Origin of the sequence: Mesorhizobium sp. L2C084A000 (assembly GCF_000502875.1) — a bacterium.
In the GTDB taxonomy this organism is placed as follows: domain Bacteria; phylum Pseudomonadota; class Alphaproteobacteria; order Rhizobiales; family Rhizobiaceae; genus Mesorhizobium.
Genome location: NZ_AYWX01000018.1, coordinates 13007 through 33881, shown reverse-complemented (window position 1 = coordinate 33881; position 20875 = coordinate 13007). Strand labels below are relative to the sequence as shown.

20 protein-coding genes and 1 pseudogene are annotated in these 20875 nt (G+C 57.2%); 19 read left to right on the top strand and 2 right to left on the bottom strand.

The window, feature by feature from the left end:
• The first annotated feature begins 9 nt into the window (after positions 1-9).
• The 6 genes from X735_RS0135110 to X735_RS1000000168165 all read left to right on the top strand — a co-directional run bounded on the left by X735_RS0135110 (position 10) and on the right by X735_RS1000000168165 (position 5813).
• A complete protein-coding gene (locus tag X735_RS0135110; RefSeq protein ID WP_081734979.1) occupies positions 10-1392 on the top strand; it encodes a radical SAM protein in 1383 nt (460 codons plus the stop codon).
• A gap of 47 nt (positions 1393-1439) precedes the next feature.
• A complete protein-coding gene (locus tag X735_RS139280; RefSeq protein WP_155930612.1) occupies positions 1440-1673 on the top strand; it encodes a hypothetical protein in 234 nt (77 codons plus the stop codon).
• A gap of 70 nt (positions 1674-1743) precedes the next feature.
• The gene (locus X735_RS139285) at positions 1744-3270 is read left to right on the top strand and encodes a radical SAM protein (protein ID WP_023813695.1); all 1527 of its coding nucleotides are present in this window, start codon (positions 1744-1746) and stop codon (positions 3268-3270) included.
• A gap of 11 nt (positions 3271-3281) precedes the next feature.
• The gene (locus X735_RS139290) at positions 3282-4049 is read left to right on the top strand and encodes a hypothetical protein (RefSeq protein WP_155930611.1); all 768 of its coding nucleotides are present in this window, start codon (positions 3282-3284) and stop codon (positions 4047-4049) included.
• Positions 4046-4819 carry a class I SAM-dependent methyltransferase gene (locus X735_RS139295; protein ID WP_023813693.1) on the top strand — a complete coding sequence of 258 codons (774 nt, stop codon included), beginning with the start codon at positions 4046-4048 and terminating at the stop codon, positions 4817-4819. Before X735_RS139290 ends, X735_RS139295 begins: the two co-directional genes overlap by 4 nt.
• Before the next feature lie 7 nt (positions 4820-4826).
• Positions 4827-5813, top strand: coding sequence for an SAM-dependent methyltransferase (locus X735_RS1000000168165; protein WP_023813692.1), 987 nt, complete (start codon positions 4827-4829; stop codon positions 5811-5813).
• Between the two features lie 218 nt (positions 5814-6031).
• On the opposite strand, the gene X735_RS139300 is transcribed toward X735_RS1000000168165, so the two are convergent.
• Positions 6032-6919, bottom strand: coding sequence for a carbon-nitrogen hydrolase family protein (locus X735_RS139300; RefSeq protein ID WP_081734972.1), 888 nt, complete (start codon positions 6917-6919; stop codon positions 6032-6034).
• 89 nt (positions 6920-7008) lie between these two features.
• Here X735_RS139300 and X735_RS139305 point away from each other — a divergent pair, with 89 nt between their 5' ends.
• The 3 genes from X735_RS139305 to X735_RS139315 are packed head-to-tail and all read left to right on the top strand — an operon-like array spanning position 7009 to position 10475.
• Positions 7009-7602: a sugar dehydrogenase complex small subunit gene (locus tag X735_RS139305; protein WP_348625604.1), complete on the top strand. Its 594-nt coding sequence runs from the start codon at positions 7009-7011 to the stop codon at positions 7600-7602.
• Positions 7595-9277 carry a GMC family oxidoreductase gene (locus X735_RS139310; RefSeq protein ID WP_023813689.1) on the top strand — a complete coding sequence of 561 codons (1683 nt, stop codon included), beginning with the start codon at positions 7595-7597 and terminating at the stop codon, positions 9275-9277. The genes X735_RS139305 and X735_RS139310 overlap by 8 nt, the downstream gene beginning before the upstream one ends.
• Before the next feature lie 4 nt (positions 9278-9281).
• Positions 9282-10475, top strand: a complete 1194-nt coding sequence (locus X735_RS139315; RefSeq protein WP_023813688.1) for a ferritin-like domain-containing protein — start codon at positions 9282-9284, stop codon at positions 10473-10475.
• Between the two features lie 17 nt (positions 10476-10492).
• Here the strand turns inward: X735_RS139315 and X735_RS139320 are convergent, their stop codons facing one another.
• The gene (locus X735_RS139320; protein WP_155930610.1) at positions 10493-11773 is read right to left on the bottom strand and encodes a hypothetical protein; all 1281 of its coding nucleotides are present in this window, start codon (positions 11771-11773) and stop codon (positions 10493-10495) included.
• A gap of 310 nt (positions 11774-12083) precedes the next feature.
• On the opposite strand from X735_RS139320, the gene X735_RS139325 reads away from it, so the two are divergent.
• From X735_RS139325 to X735_RS1000000166900, 10 genes and pseudogenes are all read left to right on the top strand, one after another.
• Entirely contained in the window at positions 12084-13382 is a 1299-nt protein-coding gene (locus tag X735_RS139325) for a hypothetical protein (RefSeq protein WP_023813686.1), read from the top strand.
• Positions 13383-13391: 9 nt separating this feature from the next.
• Entirely contained in the window at positions 13392-14375 is a 984-nt protein-coding gene (locus X735_RS139330) for a phosphoribosylaminoimidazolesuccinocarboxamide synthase (protein ID WP_155930609.1), read from the top strand.
• 34 nt (positions 14376-14409) lie between these two features.
• Positions 14410-14715: a hypothetical protein gene (locus X735_RS1000000169010; protein WP_155930608.1), complete on the top strand. Its 306-nt coding sequence runs from the start codon at positions 14410-14412 to the stop codon at positions 14713-14715.
• Positions 14716-14726: 11 nt separating this feature from the next.
• Positions 14727-15254 carry an AAA family ATPase gene (locus X735_RS139335; protein ID WP_023813682.1) on the top strand — a complete coding sequence of 176 codons (528 nt, stop codon included), beginning with the start codon at positions 14727-14729 and terminating at the stop codon, positions 15252-15254.
• A gap of 246 nt (positions 15255-15500) precedes the next feature.
• A complete protein-coding gene (locus X735_RS1000000170030; protein WP_023813680.1) occupies positions 15501-15665 on the top strand; it encodes a DUF982 domain-containing protein in 165 nt (54 codons plus the stop codon).
• A gap of 70 nt (positions 15666-15735) precedes the next feature.
• A pseudogene (locus X735_RS1000000170025) lies at positions 15736-15884 on the top strand (SOS response-associated peptidase); the annotation flags it as partial.
• A 34-nt stretch (positions 15885-15918) separates the two neighbouring features.
• Positions 15919-16182, top strand: a complete 264-nt coding sequence (locus X735_RS1000000169410; protein WP_196815353.1) for a hypothetical protein — start codon at positions 15919-15921, stop codon at positions 16180-16182.
• A complete protein-coding gene (locus X735_RS139340; protein WP_023813679.1) occupies positions 16149-17417 on the top strand; it encodes a hypothetical protein in 1269 nt (422 codons plus the stop codon). The genes X735_RS1000000169410 and X735_RS139340 overlap by 34 nt, the downstream gene beginning before the upstream one ends.
• 97 nt (positions 17418-17514) lie before the next feature.
• Positions 17515-19257 carry a hypothetical protein gene (locus tag X735_RS139345; protein WP_023813678.1) on the top strand — a complete coding sequence of 581 codons (1743 nt, stop codon included), beginning with the start codon at positions 17515-17517 and terminating at the stop codon, positions 19255-19257.
• Positions 19258-19729: 472 nt separating this feature from the next.
• On the top strand, positions 19730-20680 hold the full coding sequence (locus X735_RS1000000166900) for an HNH endonuclease signature motif containing protein (RefSeq protein WP_023813677.1): 951 nt from the start codon (positions 19730-19732) through the stop codon (positions 20678-20680).
• Positions 20681-20875: the final 195 nt, after the last annotated feature.

Genomic DNA, 20875 nt, shown 5'->3' with positions numbered 1-20875 from the left:
GAGGACTCGATGGGAAATAGGATACCGTTCCAAGAAAATCTCGCGAGCGTTGTCGCGCTCTTGCCTGATGGTCGCGTGGATTTCTTTCACCCGCAGCTGGCTGACATCATCCACGACATCAACGCTGGAGTGACCGACGCGGAAAGCGTGGACTTTAACGCTTACCTATTGCGCGAGCCTTGGGTCGATATCGAACAATTCCATCTGTCCGCTCCAGCTATCGCCTTTGTTGAGATCACCAACCTTTGCAATCTGACATGCGAACACTGTTACGCATGGTCCGGCCCGAAGCGCCAAGCCGAGATCGGCACCGACGCAATTCTCGGCATCCTTGATACCTTCGACGAAATGGGAGTACTCCAAGTATTTCTCACGGGAGGCGAGGTCTTCGCCCACAAGGATGCCGTGCGCATCATCCAACACGCCCGGACCAAGTCCTTCTCGACGCAGATTTTCACGAATGGAACCCTCATCACCCGCGAAAAGCTGCAAGCGATTCCGTCGGGACAATCCTTCTTCATCAGTTTCGACACTGCGCACCCGGAGCGCACGATCAGAGGCAAGATGGACTTCCCAAAGCTGCGCGACATCTATGGCTGGATGACCGAGTGTGGCCATGTGTTGCGCACTGCAATTTCTGTCCATCGACGAAACCTGGAAGATGTCGAAGAGATCTTCGACTGGTGCGCCGAAAATGAATTTCCGCGCCCCCAATGGCTCGAAACGCACCCGATCGGACGCGCCCTTCTCAATCCTCATATCCTTCTTGAGAGGGAAGCTATCGACCAAGTTTTCGACATTTATCGACGTTGTATGGACAAGTATCAGCTGTCACCGGCCACGATCACGCCCGGGCAAGTTCACAAAGCGCGCGACATATCTGGGGAACCTGGTGGTTTGCAATCGACGGCCGAGATTCGTGGGGTTGAAACCATCAAGTTCTGTCAGCGCCTAGAACGCGCGACCAACCAAGAGAAGTGCGGACGTTCAGTGGTTTACGTTAACAGCCAAGGCAAGGTCTATCCATGCTCCAACTGCATGAGCAACGGTATCCACCAGGGGTCGAGCATCACCGAAAAGCCATTCCACCAGATCTGGGAAGAGGACTTCGATAACTTCCGAAAAATCACCTTTGACGACTACGAATCCTGCTCAACATGCGCGGTCAAGGCAAACGGCATCTGGTGCCAGTTCCGCTGCCCGCCCCTCGCGCTGAACGTTTCAGGTTCCGAGACCGGCTGCGGCGCGACCGAATACCTGCGCGAGTTCATGCTCCGCTCGAATGCCTACTGGGAGGAGCGCCGCCGTAGTGGCTACAAGCTCTCGCTGAAAGCGGCGCGACGTCCGGTCGACCCCTCCCAGGGCCAAGTCGCACATGCCGAGAATGCCTAAGCGGAATCGGTTCGTGCATCCCGACACTCAGAATGGAGAACGAGACCATGACTGAAAAACAAGTCTTCAAAACGCTTCCGGCCGAAGGCGTAAGAGTGAGTGCATCAAAAGGCAATCGCATCTCCCGGATCAACCTCGACATGGCCGAGGATGGTATCACGCTCGCTATGGTGGGTGCGGCCAGCGCCCTGAAGGCGGGCAACCTTCACACACTCACGCTCAGTCCAGGTAAGGAGGGAATCGTCCTCTCAGTCGTAGGGGCCGCGACCGCCGCACGTTAGCGCCTTTCCTCCCCCCGAGCCATGGTGTTCGGGGGGAGCCTGCTCATCAACCAGAGTTCAGGAGAGCGACATGATGAACGAGGCCATATCCATCGACATTCAGTCGTTGGACCGCGATTTACGATGGGATGAGCACAAGGCACCCCGCCGTGCCCGCGCACTGAGTAGGCCACGACACGGCGCACTTGAAATTCTAGACGCACACCCGGAACTCCGGCAGGGTCAAGAAGAATACAACATCAACGTTACTTCTCAAACGGGGAACAAACTCTCGGCGGAACGGACGCTTCGCGAGATAAGGACCCATGATGGCGCGGACAAGCCCGCGCACCTCTACTTCCACGTGCCCCTCTGCGACTACGTATGCAAGTTCTGCAATTATGTGAAGAGACTGGCCCCACGCGACGACGGCGGTGCGGCACTCAATCTCTGGACCAACCTTCTAATCGCAGAATCCACTCTCTATCTTGACCGATGTGATTGGCTTGGCCGGGCCGATATCCAGTCGCTATATCTAGGTGGAGGTACTGCGTCTCTCCTGCGAGTATGGCATCTTGAGCGTGTCCTGACTCATGTTCGCGAACATTACGCGCTTGCCCCAAACGCGGAAATCACGCTCGAGGGGAATCCGGACAACTTTCTCGAGGCTGAGGCTGCAGATGCAGCGCGTATTGGGTTCAACCGATTCAGCCTCGGCGTCCAGTCACTCAACGACCGAGTAACAAGTTTCACTGGCCGCAAGCACGATGCTGCAGATTCACTTCGCGCCATCGATAAGCTCGCCGCCACCGGGAAGCCGTTCAACGTCGATATGATGTTCGGCCTGCCGCACCAGGACGTCGAAACCGTGGTCACCGATATCGAGGAACTCGTCGCGCGCGGTGTGCCAACCATCACGATCTATCGTTTTCGCAATGCGCTCCGTCATGAAATGGGCATCGGTAACAAATCGGCTTGGAATAACGCGCAGGTTATCACTCACATGGCCAGCGAGGGCCTCTTCCCCACTCTGGCCCAGACTTACGCGATGCGCGACGCGATCACTGACGTTCTCCTTGCTAATAACTATCACCCAAGCCCCTGCGGCTGGTGGAGCAAGTTGGGGACCTATCCCGATGGCAATATCCCACAGGTCTCACGCAACAAATGGCAGCATTTCGACACCATGATTGCCTTCGGGCCCGGAGCTTATGGCTGGCTTTCGGGAAGCCGCCACGAGGTAGTCCAGACACATAACATTCAGGATATTGCGGCCTATCTTCAGCATATGCGCGACGGGGCTACGGAACCTCCTCTGTCTTTCGGACGGCACCTTGATGCGCGTCAGACGGTTGCTACCGTCCTGGGCTTTGCCTTCAAGGCGAATCAACCGATTGAGCTGGCGCGCTTCAAGTCCCAATATGCAGTCGATCTACTGCACGTGGAGCCCTATTCAACTGTGCTCGGGCACCTCCTCCAAACCGGGTTTCTGGAAATGTCTGCTGATGGCCGCTCCGTCCGCCCAACGCTTGATGGTGAGACAGTTCATGAGGAAATCATCAGTCACTACCTGCACAAGACGATTGGCGATGCCGACGCTGTGGCATGCAAGCGTTGAGGCATGGCCTGATGGGGAAATCTGTCAGTTCACATCAGCAAGGACTTGGCTGGCTGGCAGACTGGCCAGTGCTGAAAAGCGCACTGGATTGTGAAGCCCGCGCAATGGTTGTCCTGCTGTCATCGGGCAAAACACGCGATATGAACGGGACTACTCCTGACGCGTGGCTAATGCGCGCGCTAACAGAGGCGCTGGCGGTGCACGGAGTCGTCTGTATTAATCCCCGGCTCCCCCTACGTGAAGATGGCCTGACCAACACCGATGAGGCTCTGATCGCACTTCGGACAGATCTGGCGAGCAAGGCTCTACTAGAGGAACACACTCGTCCTGTCGCCGTCTTGGCAATCTCGCTCGGCACACAGAGCGCACTGGCGCTCGCTGCCCAGCGCCACACGGCGAGTCAAATCGACGCTCTCTTTCTGATCAGCGGTGTCATTGAGAATCCCGTCGCCCCGGTAGGCCGCATCCGCAGCGTGGATCTAATTTACGGAGGTCGAGATCACGTAGGCTATCTTGGGCAAGATGGCGAGACACTCCGCGATATCGAGGGCCCTCGCGAATATGGGCCGCGTTCGCGAAATAATCTGGTCACCGGGCCAAGTACGCTCAGTGCGCTTCACATTTTGGCTGGCGCCGGCCACGGCCTCGAAATGGCGGGCAGCATCGGCCCGAACCACCGCGAGGCGGTCGCACTATTGTTGCCAATCGTGCTCCACCGACTCGGGCTCGCGACCCCTCCCGATTCAGAAGCACGCAACACTGAGGAGATACGTTTATGAATCCGCAAGCTGCGGCCAAACGCTTTGACGGAATTGCATCGAACTACGTCACTAGCGAAGTGCATCGCGCTAGCGCCTCCATGGCCTATGTCAAGGAGCGGTTCGCGGATCGCTCGGATCTCAGACTGCTCGATCTTGCATGCGGCGCCGGCCATTTCGGTTTTACTCTTTCGCCGCATGCCTCGCACGTGACTTTCTGCGATCCATCGCCTTCTATGCTAGTGGCCGTTGCCGATCGCGCCGGGAGCTTGGGCCTGGAGATCGCAACGGTAGACGGAAGTGCAGAGGACCTGCCCTTCGAGGACAGTAGCTTTGACCTTGTCCTGTCGCGTCTCGCTCCGCATCATTTCTCCGATCCCGCGAAGGCAGTTGCCGAAATCGCCCGCGTGTTGGCCCCAGGCGGTCATTGCGCGATCGTTGATCTCGAAGGCGCGTTCTATCCAACCGCGGACGCACTCAACCACAGCCTCGAAGTACTGCACGATCCCACGCATGGTCGAAGCTATACCCAGATCGAATGGTGCCGCTTTCTACGGGCAGCAGGCCTTTCAATCGAAGAGGTGCAGGGCGGGCTCAGTGAAAGCGAAACGGGCGTCACAATTGAACGCTGGTGTCAGATTGCCGAAACCGATGACGGCGCCCGCCGTGAGATCGAAAGTATGCTCGCAAAAGCTACCGCTCGGGAACTTGCCGCGCTCGGGATTTGGCATGACACGTCTGGCTTCCGGATGCCCATCCGCACGGCACTCTATGTCGCCTTCAAACCATGAGGCCGCTATGCCCATTATCGACATCCACCACCCGAGACAGACCCCACCCAATGGCCTTCTCGCGTCCCTCTGCGCCGCCGTCACCGAACTCCTCGAGATTCCGAAAGATCATTGCTGGGCCATGTGGCACCCCGTCGCTCAAGGCAACTATTGGCGCCCCGGGTGGCAAGACGTGCCAGCGAACGACCTTGCCGGTCCGCTGGTGCGAATTCGCTGCAAATCTTCCTATAGCGAAGCGCAGGCCAAGGCGCTGATCCAACTCGTTTCCAACGAACTGGCGCGCGGTCTGGAATGTCCCTCCGACAGCAATTTCATCGTACTCGACCGGGTCGAGGCGGGCCAACTTCTCGCACGGGGCAATATTTGGCCCGGGAACGAAAAGGGCGCAGTGCCCATTACACTTACACCCGTTGCCTTTGTGCGTAATGACCGCGCAGACCTTTCGGATGATTTTTGGGGCGATGTAGTATCGGAATTGGAACTTAATACCTCAGTCGTCCCCAGCCACAGCCTCGAAGGGCTAGAAGGCTTCTCGCATGCAGAGGTGGTCTTTTCCTTCCACAGGGTGGCTGGCAAGCCGCTGAGCCTCAACCTGCGGTCGCCACGCGGCCTCGCCCACCTGCCTCCAATTGGCGTGCTCTCCCAGAGGGTGAAGGATCGCCCCAACTGGTTGGGCGTCTCACGTTGTGAGATATTGGCGCGGAATGGCACCTCGCTTACGGTGCGAGGGCTCGACGCCATCGACGGCTCGCCCGTTTTGGACATCAAACCATGGATGGACGCTTTTGGCCCCCGACAAAAGACAATCGAACCTTCTTGGGTGTCCGAAGTCATGCAAGATTACTACGGAGTGGCTCGTCCCTCGGGTGAAGGTGTGGGGACTTCCAGGTCCTTAGGAATGCTCCGCCGGTTTTTCGGCACCCTCCCGTTTCGCTGGCCCGCCTATAGCAAGGAAGATGTTGAGATATTGCTACGCACCCCCCACATTTTGTGACGCTGGGCCACTCCGGTCCATGCCAGGCGCCGGTGCCGTTGAAAAATCGCCCTTGACTACGGTCGACGAAGGGAAAGATTTCCCTGGAGCCACCTGCCGGCGTCGCCTGGTGAGTTCGCTTCTGGACAAGATCGCCGAACGGCGATGATCAGGAACAACCTCATCCCTCTACGCTCGAATTCGCCCACGTCAGGGAAATCGGGTCTGCTGATCTCGCTCTATTGAAGCGGGATATCAAAAATTGCCATTTCTTGCTCGTCGTCGGCAACGCCCCCCACCTTTCCCCGGGGGGTCGCATAGCCACTGGTCCCGCAGTACCAGGAAGGAAGAAACCGGCCGTAGGGACGTGATCCCACTGAATTTGCACCGACAACGTAGGCCGATCCGAGATATGCCGCCGCCTGCGCTGCGAAGCCAGTCGCATTGAACCCAGTCTTGCCGCACTCTGCCGCCGATCCCGCCGTAACGCCCCAAGGAATAATGACGAGTTTTGGCCTCAGCGATTTCAGGGCATCTAACGTCGACGTGTCGAAGGTATATGCATCGGCACATACTAGCATGCTTATGCGACCAAACGGGGTCTCTACGACTTCAACATCGCTGAGCGGACCCGGTGTGTAGCTGCATCCTTGTGATCCATACTTGATCGGACACTCACTGAAGGCATTTTTGATAACATTGTGCTGGCGGTAATGCAGGACTAACCGGCCCTCCGAATCTATTAGTATGCCGGAATCAAAGACTTCGTAGATGGTCGGATTGGAGGCGATCTGTGGGCCTCTCTCTGCGAGGCCAGTCGCAACCCAAACACCTGCTTGCTTCGCAATGGCCGCGAAGGCGGCCTGCGCCTGACCGGGAATTGGCTGCGCTTCATAAAAAACCTTTGGGTTGAGCCAGCCAAAAACCGCCTCTTCCGGATAGACTACAATCTCGGCACCCTGGTCCTTCGCAGCCTTCGCGTAACCTAACATCGCGCCGAAGTCTCCCACCTTGGAAGAGTTGAGCTGAACCACGGCCACTCGCACCGGCGGGCGTGGCTCGTCGGCCCGGAGCTGGCTACCCAAAAGGCAGAGATAGACAAGGAAGAAAAATGCAATTCGTGTCATCAGTTCCCCTCTGAGACAGCGTCTTTTTCTATTTTGTCTCCTAGGATATCAAGGGAACGCCCGCCTATCCAGTAGACTTGGCTGTAGGAGTGCGTAATATCAGAAGTAACAAAACCGCGTCAGTCTTAGCTCGTTCGGTTCAGCACTTGGAGTGCCTGCCGCGGTGGCTAGTGCCATCTAGACCGTGCCTCTATGTCATAGATGAGGACCGACAATCGGAGCGTACGGCTTGCTTGAGGCAAAAGGTAGGGAGTAGGAAATTATGGTATCTGGGAGATAGAAAGAGCGTGGCGACATTTCTAGAAATGTCGAAGTTTGTGACCGGCTACTCCGATATCGGCGGGGAGCTTGAACAGCTCTACGCCACGATCATGTCCTCGAAGCCTGATTGGGCTTCAGAACTCGCCAGCCTCGCGATCGCTGTCGATGAAGCGAAGGCCAATGCCGATCCAGAGGCGGCCTTGATGGCCACGATCAAGCAACAGCCGGAGGTCGGCCATGCGGCACGACGGCTCGCACATGTCTGGTATGCCGGGCGCCTTTCAGCCGAGAATGGCGTCGATGCCGCATTTGTTAGTGAAGAGGCGTATTTCGGAGGATTGATCTGGCGCGCGGCGCGAGCCCATCCGCCTGGCCTCTCCGGCGGCTATTTTGGCCACTGGAGGTACGCTCCAGATGTCTGATGATCTTGACCGCTGCGACGTCGCCGTTGTGGGCGCCGGTGTTGCTGGCGCCCTCATTGCCTACCGTTTGGCCGCCGCCAACTACCGCGTCGTGATGCTCGAGGCCGGGCCGGCGGGCAGGAACCGGCAGGATCTCGTGGCCGACTATTCGCTTGCGGCAATCAAAACGCCACGTTCCCCATATGCCGACAACCAGCCTTCGTCTCCGGTCTGGAGCCCCGATTCTGAAAAGGACTACATCCAGTTGGGGCCTTCGCCTTTCAAAAGTACGTATCTGCGCCGGGTCGGCGGTTCGACGTGGCACATGCTTGGAAACATGCCGCGTCATGTGCCGGCGGATTTCCGATTGGCGACCTCCTATGGGGTGGGTGTCGATTGGCCGATCGATTACGACGACCTGGAGCCGTGGTATTGTGAAGCCGAGACCGAACTCGGTGTTGCCGGTGATCATGCGGAGCTCAATGGCCTGCACGGAGCATACCGTAGCCGAGCCTTCCCAATGAGCAAGATATGGCCGGCTTACGGCGATATCTTCGTTGCGAAGGCCGTCGAGGGTTTGACCTTCGAGGGAGCCGATGTCCGCGTGTTGACCACGCCCCAGGCCCGAAACTCACGACCGTATGACGGCCGGCCGGCCTGCGCCGGAAATTCGTCCTGCGTTCCCATATGTCCAATTGGCGCGAAGTACGATGCCACTGTGCATGTCAGCAAGGCAACGACCGCTGGTGCGGTTCTGCGCACACAGGCGGTCGTGACGCGGATCGAGCTGGATAGCATGACCAGACGCGTCAGTGCTTTGCGCTATACCCGGTGGGACGAACAGGGACGGCGGGACGAGAGACGTCTCCGGGCCGACATTTACGTCATTGCAGCTCACTCAATCGAAACACCCCGCCTCCTGTTGATCTCGAGCGACAGTGACGCGGCGCCCACCGGCGTGGCAAACGGTAGCGGTCAGGTCGGCCGCAACCTAATGGATCACCTCCAGGGCCAGATGGCTGCTGTCGTTCCGCAGCCGCTTTTCCCCTATCGCGGGCCACCAACCACAGTCGGCGTCGATACGTTTCGCGACGGTACGTTTCGGGCGTCGCACGCCGCCTTCCGGCTCTCGATCGGTAACGACGGAATGGGCCGGGTGGAGACTCCGTTTGCGGCTCTTGAACAAAAGCTTGTGGAAGGCTTGATCGGATCTCGATTGAGGGTCGCGTTAGGTGATCGGCTGATCCGGCAGTTCCGAATAAGCTATTCCACCGAGATGCTGCCTTCCGCCCACAATCGAGTGACACTTGCTGACGCAGTATCCGATTCGTTTGGCATGCCACGCGCTCAGCTTTCCCTGCACCTGGAAGATTACAACCGCTTGGCCTTCGAAAAGGCCGCGGCACTAATCTCGAGCATTTTCGATCGCCTCGAGATCCCAGATTCTGATCGCAAACCTCAACCCAAAGATACCTATTCCGGCGCAGGTCACATCATCGGTACAACGCGGATGGGAACTGATGCAGGTAGCTCGGTCGTAAACCAGCACTGCCGCGCTCATGAACACGACAACCTCTTTATCGTCGGCGCTTCCACCTTTCCCACTGGTGGAACAGCCAACCCAACCTTGACCGTCGCAGCCTTGGCGCTGCGGGCGGCATCGAAGATTTCCTCGTTGCTGCAAAGGGGATCGTAGATTCATGCAGGCAAGCCGATCACGCCTCTTAAGCCTGCTCACCGAGGCATGCGAACTAGAACACGGCCTAGCATGCTCCTATCTGTTCGCCGCGTTCTCGATCAAGCAAGACCTCGACGAGGGTGGGTTGAGCTGGAAGCAGCTTCAGGCCGTAAGGCTTTGGGCCTCAGAAATTTACATGGTCGCAGCAGAAGAGATGCTCCATCTTGCCCAAGCGTGGAACATCCTAGCGGCCGTGGGCGGATCGCCGTACTATCTGCGACCGAATTTCCCGCAACGCCGTTCGTACTACGGCTTCCATCTGCCGCTTGCTCTGGAGCGCTTTGGCCCGTCCGCGCTCCGTCGCTTTGTGTCATACGAAACGCCGGCCGACCAACTCATCCTTCCTGTCGATGCGCGAACCGACGATGACGAGCCGACAGAATATCGATCGGTCGGCGAGCTTTATGCGCTCATCCGCGAGCAGATTCTTAACTTGCCGGAGGACCAGCTTTTCTTTCAAGGCACCCAAGGCGAGATGGGGCCTGACATCACCCACTTCCCCAACATCATTCCGATCAAAGACAGGGTCTCGGCCCTCGCTGCGATAGACATGATTACGGAGCAAGGTGAGGGGACTGACTACGACCGAGGAGACTCCCATTTTGCTGTCTTTCAACGGACATTGGCTTCGCTTGTAACAGAGAAAGAACGCGACCCCGCCTTCGAACCTGCGCGACCGGTCCTTGAAAATCCGGTGCCCCGAATCCGGGGCGACTGGAACGCCCATGGAAAGATCAATCTGATCAGAGACCCATTCGCGAGCCAACTCGGTGATCTGTTCGACGACGTTTACTCGCTGATGCTGCGATTGCTGCAGCATGCCTTTGCGTCGGGCCCGGCGAGCAAGGTCGCGGAGTTGTTTTGCGATACTGCAATCAACGCGATGACGACGGTAATCAAGCCACTTGGCGAAGCGCTCGCCAAGCTTTCATCGGGCCGAGGCGACGGCTCGCATGCGGGCGCTGCCTTCGGGCTGACACGTCATGTCACGCTTCCCGCTGCCGAAAGTATTGCACTTGCCGTTGCGGCTGAGTGCGCTCACGAGCTCGCCGAAACTGCGGCAGAGCTCGCCACCTCGGGACATGCGCCTGGCCAACTCGGGGTAGCCGAGGCAAACCTGAAGCAGATTGCGGGTGCCTTAGCGTCAGCTAGATGACCTCCGGCAAACCCGACTTAAGGATAAGGCGCCAGGAAGCTGTCAGGCAGAGGCCGCCGCTGATCGTCGACGATAGTGATCGGACGGGCTTCGAAGACGACGTCGCCTGGCTTGTAGCGAAAGGCGCCGTCGCGGCCGATAAGAGAGCCCATTGAGAACTTTCGCGCTTGGGTCCAGTCGCCATTCGCGGCGGCGAAGTCACTTAACAGCACCACCTCCTCGTCGTTGGTGCGCATGTAGTCGAGCAATGAGCTGGCATCGTTAAGCGCTTCTCGTCGTCCGATCCAATCTACGCAGCGCCGAAACAGCTTCGGATCGAAGCACTTCGAGCGGAAGGAATCCGTTCCTCGAATTGAATTGACACCGTTATCGTCTAGATCGGTGTCACGCATGGATTTTGTCGTGCACAGCCCTGGCTCGAAGTCACGCAAATGGTTTGAAACATTGCTCCTCAACTGGGATCTTCGTGCACCGTCCGATCCGTGGGCGGAGAAAAGATCGGCGAGACGCTGCATCTCGTGCAACGTCATGGTTCCGTAGAAAGAGCAGAATGCGAACCCCTCCGACAGAGCAGCATCGTTCAAGACGACGTCCTGCCCGTTGTGCGAAATCGCTACATATCCAACAACCCTACCGAAAACATCTGCAGCACCGTTGATGCTGTCGGCCAGTATCTTGAGCTTTGCTGTGACCTTGACTTCAGCGTTCGCGGGATCATACGGACCTATGCCGAGCTTCGAACGCAATCCGTTCGCAAAGAAATCCGTACACAGCTTGCCGTAGGGTTGCCGGTACGACATCTGCCGCGACATGTGTTTGGCGATCCATTTGGCGTAGTCGCCATCGAACATACCCTCGCGAAAGTTTGGGGCATAGTGAGTCTCCGGCGCGTCGATGCCTTGCAGACGAACTGACAATGAACCTCCGCCGCTTCTGCGAAGAATTGGCTTGAATCGTTCTACACCCGGCTCGTTGTCGTCCGGCTGGAAGGTGCCGCCGTGTTCGAAGTACGTTCCAACCTTAGCTGGCGCGCTATCCGAAAAGTACCTCGCGGTTGTCAAATCTGGGATAAATTTCAAAGTGTCGACGTCAGATACTCCATGAGGCCAATATTGAAAAACATCGACCTCTCCTTGTATCTCAACATAGCCCATCGCCACCCCCATAAACACGAAAGGAGAGTGAGACCAATATGCTTGATTTTCAAGTCGTTTCTCTCGGAGAATGAGTCTTAATTTCAAGGCTGAAATTTTGGCAAGCAAAGGGAGGTCGTCACTCTCATGTTGTTCGGCCAGCAATCGGAAGAGCCGCAACCTCCTACGGCTGAAATTAGTAATTGATACTCGAGAGGGAATCTGCAGATGGCTGCAGAGCATTCAGAGAGCAACTAGCTTCCAACAGATGACGTCGGTTAGAGCCGGCAACGGTGACCCAAGGATATGCAGGCATCAGATTTGGCTGCGCTGAGACGGCGTGATTGGCCTATGTCTCGATACTTGGATTCTTGGGTCCTCTACATCCGATTGCCGCGCGTGTCGGCTGGCTTTCAGCGGCGGAAACGCCTACGCTTCCGCCGTTGACAACTGGTACCCAACCAATTGAGTGCAGATGCCGACTCCTAAAGCGGTAGTGGACGTGCATCGTGTGGAGCATCCGCCGTCCTGGAGGGCGCAGCCATTCACTGTTGATTTTATTCTCCTCGGCAACGACTATTGCGAGGCCGATCTGATCGACATCCATCGATGGGCCTGGCAACAGGGTCTGGCAAATTCTCGCTGCATTTCACCTCAGACGCTGTCCTGGTCATCTCTGTTTCAGCCTCGCTTCTTCGAGGCCGTGCATCCGCGCCCAGCCGCCGCCAGCATGAGAATGGCTTATCCCGGCTCAGATGGTTTGATGGCAGACACCGGCGAACAAACACGATTCTGGATTCAGTCAGTCCTGTTCCTAGCGTCCGTCACAATGTCGGCCGCCATCGTGCAAGACAGGGCGTCCGATGGAACGATCGGGAGCAAGTATGACAAGCTTTGGCAAGCCGGCCTGCTTCAGGCGCAGATGCCGCAATTGGCGGAAATTGGGCTTTGCGACGCTGTAACAGCGTTGGCATCCCGAACGGATCGTTCAAAGGTCCAAAGGCTGCTCGACCTGCGGCAATTGTTCGATCAGGTGGTCGAGCGACTTGGCGCTTCTGTGACCGCTGAGCGAGCCAGCATCAAACAAATCGATACTTCGGACCCGCGCACGAAACGTTTCGGCTTCCTCGCTGATCTGCGGGACAGCGTGAAAGGATTGCAGGCGATCATCGTGTATGGCTCCAGCGTCTTAAGTGAGAAATTTGCCGACTATGACGTGGTGCTGGTGGTCGACAACGAAACGGTGACCCTGCAAAAGCTGGCCAACACTTGCCCAACCTGGGGCGGGAAGGAGTTGAACGTTGGCGTGTACACTCCTCGGCAGCTGTGGAATATGCAACTCCTCTCGGGCGATAATCTCGCCGATTATGGCCTTTGCCTGTTCGGCGAGGTGGAATTGCCGCACAAGCAGACTCCACTGCTTCTAGCGCGCAATCTCAGCTTCGGCATGGTCCGCCTGCGCCAGCAACTTGGCATGGTCGGACACGCGTTGAAGGAAAATAATTCAGATGGCAACGATCGCCGAAATTTATATAGTTACTTTGTGAAAATTCCTGCCAATATCGCAAAGGGAACCTTCGGTGCGGCTGGCAGGTATTGGCCAAAAGAAAAGGTTCAGCAGTGGTTGGTTGAGCTATGCGGGTTTGATACTGCATATGAGCAGCAGCGTGCGACGGAGCGTCCGGCAAACGCTCTGGCTGCGGCCGCCACTGCAACAGAACAGACGCTGAGGCGCCTTGACGAAGATTTTCGGATACTGCGCCCAAGTGAGTGAGAAGCAAACGTGGCAAAAGCCGCAACGTCCTTTCGATACGCATATGAGGTGCTCCTCGATCAGTGCGCGGATCTAGAACTCCCCATCAGATTTCTAGATGGAGTGCCGGATGGTTTCACCATCGAGGGCCCGTCCGGCGAAGTCATTCCCATATGCTTGGTTGGCAGTACCTGCTCAATGCTCGAACAGGTTCTGTGCAGTCTTTCCGTTACCTTCAACGAACTGAAGCTTCTAGCGGTCGGAGAGAGCAAGGAAGTGCGCCTTCTCACACCCAGAATTGCCGTCGCCAAGCTTCTGCCGTCCGTATATTCATTCACCAACAATCGATACGGGATCGTTCCGGGGACCGAGCGCGTACGCACGAAGTTCTGTGCCGAGCTTTTTCGCGCAATGACCCGACGACCTGGCCCGCGGCATTTGTCCAATGCATTCCTTGGCCTGGTCGACAGTGACCAAGGACTTCTTCTCGCGGAGCATGTCGTGACGCCTGGAAATCTCGAGGTTCGCGTCAAGCGATACCACATCGGTTCCCCGCTGCATCGCTATCGTTACACCGAGGCCCATGAGACGGCTTTCGGTGGAACTCCGCTGGCGCGCTGGAGCCGTTTCGAGACGCCTGTCGTATGCTTTGACTGGCGCAATCCGCTTGAAGACGAACATGGCAAACGCTTGGCAGACGAGCCGCTGTCCGATGACTATGCCAGCATCTGGATCGACGATTGCGCGCGCGCCAAGCAACTGGCGCGCGACACGTTCGGGTGGATAGAAGAGTTGTTTGCAGAACGCGGGCTTCAACTCATCGACATTTGTTTTTTCATCGACCGCACGGGCTCGGTCATTTTCGGGGAGATTAGTCCCGATTGTATGCGGGTGCGAAGCCGCGCCGCCGACGATAGCGAGGCGTTGGACAAAGACCAGTGGCGGTCGGGCGGAGAGCCGGCCGCCGTTCTGGATCGATATGAGAAGCTGTATCAGATCATATTCGCTTCATAGTCAGTATTCGTACAAGAGAAGGAGGAGGCTGGCGATGCCCATCATGACCGTTAAGAACCGGAGTTCGAAAATATCTCCCGGTGGAGTGCTGACGCTTCCGCTCTCAGCGCGAAAAACTTTGCGGATGGAACCCGGCAAAGGAACGCGTGTGGCTGTGACCATGCAAAAGGATAGTGTTCTGCTCCAGCCCGATCCCAGTAATTCGGGATCGCGGGTATCACCAAAAGGGCAAATGGAACTGCTTGGCGAACCACGAGCGGTGCTTGAGAAGGCGTCGCACCGACATTACTGGCTCGAGCTCGACGACGAGCAGCAATTGGTGCGTCTGTTGCCCTATTAGGGACTTCCAGGTTGACTGATCGGGTAATTGCGCTGGACGGACATGATGGAGCCGGCAAGACGACCTTGGCGAGGCTTCTGGCGGACAGCGTGGGGGCGCAATATTTGCGCCCTTTCGGCAACTCGCATGGCGCGGCGCTGATGCTTGCTTACAATAGCGGCGACAGCGAAGGCGTCCTGAATGCAGGATTGCGCGGCATTGCTGAAGCGCTGGATCGCGCCGCAGGCAGGCCGGTAGTATTGGACCGGGGGTGGCTGACAATCGCTACGCTGGTACCTGCCGATTTCTTCAGGGCCCGCTGGCGGCTCTGGACGCCAACGGCACTGCTCTGGTGCGATCTACCGACAACACTCCAACGCCTGGCTCAGCGCAAAGACGAAAAGCCTGAAGCCACCGCATGGCATGAAGATTTCCTGGTGCGCTACAAGGATCGGAGGCTTCTTTGCGAGGGGCCGACTATACGAACGGATATGAACGACCTCAATCATTGCCTTGACAAACTCAGGTCGTATTTCGGGGAAATCGGCCGTGGAAGCTAATGCGATATGTTAGCGGAGGCGATGACAGGGACATGGGGAAGGTTGAGGCCGACGCGCGCAGACGCGCCTCGGTTCTTCTGATCGCTCTAGGCTCGGGAACCTATTGGTTCATCTCGAATTGGGTCGCGTTCGGGTTCGGGAGGGTTGCGTGCAAGACCAGCGATTTGAAAAGCCTTTACATGTGGCGCTCGGCAGGTCGAGGAACACCGTCTACACCGTAGACCGAGTAGCCAGGCGGCGGACATCTTGCTGAACCGATGGCCGGCGATAACCGGCCAGAAACATGTCGCTGCCCGCAGAGCCTGCCTTGGCGTGCTCGAGGGCCTGAAAGAAACGCGCGACGCCCGCAAAGCCTTCGTTGAGGCCGCAAAGGAGGCAGACATCCTCGTCGAGCGGGATCCGTTCGGTTGAGCGCCGATCCGCTTTCATCGTGCCCACGATAGCCTTACTGTAAACAGGTCGCCCAGCTCCGGAGGCTCCGGTGTGCAACGATTATGAACAGCATGTGCTCTGGGTCGGATGATGGCGTCGCTGGCGCTCAAAATCCCCAGCCACCAAACCGAACTTGATCTGCCTCAGGCGGACGACGTCCGCATCAGTGATCCGGCGCCCATAATGCGCGCAAGAGGCGAACGTTGCATGATGTCAGGATCGCGGAAACCGTATGCAAGCGCAAGCCTCGCAAGAGCACGAGATGCCACAGAGCCCAGGGAATCCTGTAGAAGTGGCGCTTCACTCTGGTCGCGATCTGTCCGGCTGCAATATTCAGGTGCGCTCGACTATCATCAATGGCAGAAAAGCTATTCAGAAACTGCAACGTCGCGTGACGGCGGCAACGCGATCGACTATTCACAGAATCTGGGAAGAATTGTCTAAAAAAATGGGCGTAAGTGAATGGCTTGGATTGCTGTTGTTCGCAAGATGCTGAAGAGCATCAGACAGATGGACGGCTTGGAAGGCACCCGGAATGCGGTCTATGGATTATGGTTGGCAATTGATGCCGCACCCAAGCTTGTCCGTGACATGTACCGAGGCTTTCCCGAGTCGAAGCTTCAGAGTGAAGCTGCAGAATTGGAGCAGCATCAGATTTTCGCAGATCCACCGGCCGCCCTGCGCACGCGCGCGGACAAGGAAAAGCTTCTTTGGTGGCTCGCTGTTCGGTTGCGCGCTCTTGAAAATCTCCTCTACGACATCGCTGACGGCTCGCCCGTGCGCCGAGCATCCGATTGCATGGCGAGTCATGCAAAACAGTCCGCCTTTATCCTGATGCGTGACCCTCTGCATCGCGCGGCCAAGACTGGCGATTCATTTCGGCGGCGCGGGCTGAGACATGCTCGCGTCATCCCAACAAAAGTCGACGATTTGGAGGTGGTCCTAGTGTTCGCCGACGACCCTCGCGGCCGAACGCGGGCTGCCCGCGCCGTGCCTTTGTCGTCGGGCGCCGGCCTTTTCAAGGATCTCCAGATGACGATCGAGGATGTTAACGGCGGTTTTATTGTTACGAACGCGATAGCTCCGTCACAGCTCGATGTCATACGCGATCAAATCGCGATGGCATCGGCGGTCGACTGCATCGGCGTCGTTTATCCCGAATTGACGGTCAGCAAACCGACGGCGCATGAGGTGGCGAGATGTATTGGCGACAGTAGCTGGAAATGCGAGTTGAGCTTTCTCGTGGTCGGAAGCCACCACGAGAAAACCGACGACGGCTGGTTCAATGTCGCCGCGATCATGGACGGCTACGGCAATGCCCTAGAGCCGCCCCACCGCAAGTTGTTTCAGTTTCTTGACGGCGAGGGCCCCCATGAAGCGATTGAACATGGAACCTATCTTCCTGTCTTGGTCCTCGAACAGGCAGTCGTCGCGTTCGGCATCTGTCTGGATTTTTGTAACTTGGCGGAAGACCCCCCGTACCCGAATCTCGATGTGGACTACGTCATCGTGCCGTCCTGCGGTGGCGCGAGCACGATGAAAGGCCACATCCGACGGTCGACCGAGCTTCTCGAAAAACTGAAGAGTCGAACGATGGTCGTCCAACAGTTCTATGCCGCAAAACCGACGGCAAGCGACCCCTTGGGGTATGTTCTGGCTAGGGTCGACCCCGCCGTACCAACGTTGGCGGACCTGGAAAAAACAGTTCCATGGACGGTCTGTTCACTTTAGGTTGTTTCATACCTTGACATGACGAGGAGGTTTCCGATGTAAAGGGTTGTGAAATGTTTGCATGCGATTTTTTGCACTTTCCGAGATTTGCTTACCCATGACCCGCAACGCAACAGTCGCCAGTTTGACGAATTCGATCCTAGAGGCTATCGCGACGAACTCGGTTCTGCCCAGTGCGGCGTTCGCGAGCCTTCGAGAGCACCTACTTTCGCCTGCCGATGTGGCGTTTCCAGAACGGGTCTACGAAGCCTTTCGCAGCCTGGTGTGGGGCACGGTGTCCAACCGGGAAGCTGGAGAGAGCCTCAACGCGTGGTCTGACGTCATTTTGAAAATACGGCAGCTACTCCGAAGCCGCTCCGTGCCGTTTGCCGAGCGCTTTACCGTCCTCGCCGATTTTTTGGAGCAGTCGAACCGTTTTGCTAACTTCCACCCGGCCGACGAGCTGCTGGGGCGCAAGCACGTCCGTGCAATCCTAGCAGGGCTCCTTCAGCATAACCGAAAGACTACGCGCACAACGATTGCTCAAGCAACGAAGTTGCGCGATGCCAATTTGTCCCGAATCCTCGCGAATCTTGGTTCTGCCGGATGGATCAGACGGCATAACGAGGGTCGGGAAGTTGTCATCACGTTGACTGAAGAAGGAGCCGCCCAGGCTCGCAAAGCGCTATCAAAGGACCTCGCCCCCTCCAGAGTAACCCCATTTACCGATCCTGCGTCTCTCGAGGTCGTCACAACGCTTTGGAGCAGCACCGGATGCTCGGTCGCTGTCTCTGACAGCCAACGAGGCGTAGTGTCTTGCGACACGACGTTCGCGTCGATCTTTGGTCTCGATTCGCCTGAGCTGTTGGTTGGAGCGGATATCACGGCTTTGCGGAAGAACCTCTCGGCAAGGGTCGACGGGCCTGACGAGGTCGTACCTGACGAAGTTGCGCTTCCTGACGGGCGCACTTTGCGAGTAACTGAATTTCAGGCGGGTCGTCAATCACTGTGGTTGAGCCAAGACGTGACGCCGTACAAAAGGCTCTTGGAAGATTACAAGCGGCGAGAACGATCTCTGATTGCAGAGATCGGAAGGGCGGAGTACGCCCGATCTACTAAGAACGCCATATCTCCCAAGGATACCTGGCGGGGGCATGCTATGCCGATCTACAATGTAGATACCTCGCTATACTGGGCCAAGGAAGCCAGTTGGGGAATGATTGGCACTCTTCGGAACGATCTTCTTGTCCCAATAAACTCAATCAACAGCATCGCACTTCTCCTCTCGCAGGCGTCCAATCAGCCAAAAAACAAGTCGCCTTTTGGAGAACTGCTGGATGGCATACTTGGTCAGTCGACTCAGCTCAGGACATTGCTTCGGGACATTGTTAATGTCGGCGAACTGCTAGATGTCTCACGTTTGAGGTCCGATAAGGTTCAGCCAAACTCGTTGCTGGAAGAGGTCTTAGGGCACCTCGCTTATACCTCGCGGCATGCTCACCTTTCGTTCTCACACGAGAAAGGCCCAACAGAGACGATTGAGACGAATGAGCGGGCTCTACGAGGAGTGATGCTCCAAGCGGTGACCGGGATTGCAGAAATGACGCCAAGTGGCGGTGATGTCGGAATTGAGACCACGCTGGAAAACGATGTGATGATCATGCGCGTCTTCACCGATAGCGCCGATAAGGATCTTCCCCTAATGACCGCCACGTCAAAAACACTTGCCATGTGCAGCCACGCCGTGCGCCATTTCGGCGGCGAGTTCGATTTCACGAGTCGTACTAGCGGTGGCGTCAGTGCAAAGCTCTCCTGGCCAGTTTTCCGGAGCAAGCGGGGTCATAGCGCACGTGTTCGGTAGCGAGCCGAGCAAGCACGTTGGATTTTTCCTGCAATGTACCCGCGCCCCCGCCGCAGCTTCCGCGAGCTCGATCGTCGTCGCTAACAACGGAGGAACTATTCTCCAGAACGGCCTCTTGGAAATGCTCACGGTCGTTCTCGAGCGCAATCCCAAACCGGCGACGCTCGATCGTTAGATCGATAAGGAGGCGAGCCGACGCCGCGGGACAAAAACCCAAATCCTATCCCCGCAACCAATTCTATCATAAATCAATAACCGTCCCGGTCTAACCGGAGCGTTTTTTTGCGCTTCAAGGCCGGGGGGTGGCTAGATTGTGCCACATTTCGGACGTGGGACCGAAAACTCTGCCTGAGCCCGCCTATCACAACGAAGAGGAAATGAAACGGAACCCGGCTTCACGACTTAAACCGGCAGTAGGCGTATCCTTGCCTGACGCTACTAGCGCCAGAGACCGCAGAGGAGATATTCTAGAGTGCTAAAGCCTTTTGATGACAGCGCTCGGGAGTTGGACGCGCTTTATTCCGTGGAACTTCGTTCGGATGGTTTTGACCTGATTGTGGAATCCCGTGGCGGATCTGACCACGGGCCGAATGCGGCTCGAAATAGCGAGTATGCGCCGGCGTTGGAGCTGCATTTGGTCAGAATGGGTGCACTGGGCATGGTGCTTGACGACCTGCAGGTAGCCAGCAGCATAGCCATGAAACTGCCAGACCTGGATCGTAGGGTGAGTCTCGACAGGTTCCCACTGCCCCTTGCCTTGTCATCTGCAACAGATGTGCGGGAACTGCGTCATTCGATCGGACGCGCCTCCGCGGCATTTGGCCGGACGGACGGCAGCGACCGGGGCAATCGGACAAAGCGCATGCGGCTGCGCATGCAGTGGCACGGCGCAGCTGGAATGACGGTAAACGCCATTGAGCGGGTGCTCTGGCGACCGACAGCCCCGGCGACGGACGAACAACCCACGGATGATCCTCACGAGCTTCAGAAACGGGTAGCGCAGGCAACGGCCCGCATTCGGGCGGCGGCAAAGCTGGGAACCGTTCAGCCACCAGCAGGCCAGCCCGCACCGCCGAAAGCCAGCAGCACACTGTCTCGTTTCGTCCGCGACCCAAACGTCATCGCATGGGTGCTGAACGAAGCGGATGGGCATTGTGAAATCTGCAGCCACGCTGCGCCTTTCCTCCGTGCTGGTGGGGAACCCTTTCTCGAGGTACATCACGTCCGCCCTCTGGGAGAAGGCGGACCCGATACGGTGGACAATGCCGCTGCTTGCTGCCCGAACTGCCACCGGCAGCTCCATCATGATCCGAACAGGGAAACGCTTCGCCAAAATGCGATCGCGTCGATAACACGTCTCAGGGACTATCCGTTGATGGCAGCGCCCGGTATGGTGACTTCAGCCGCAACGGTGATCCGGTAATCATTCGGTTCGCAGACCGCTTCAACCACCGGCAACGCAATAATGGCCACGGCCAGTGCCTGCTGGAGGCTTTCCCGATTTTCCCCGGTACTGCGGTGCCCGACGATGGCCCGCCGTAGCGCCCCTTCCGAAAAGGAGTAAAAAAACGGGCATCACCTTGTCATGAAAAATTAGTCGACATTCCTTTTCATAAGA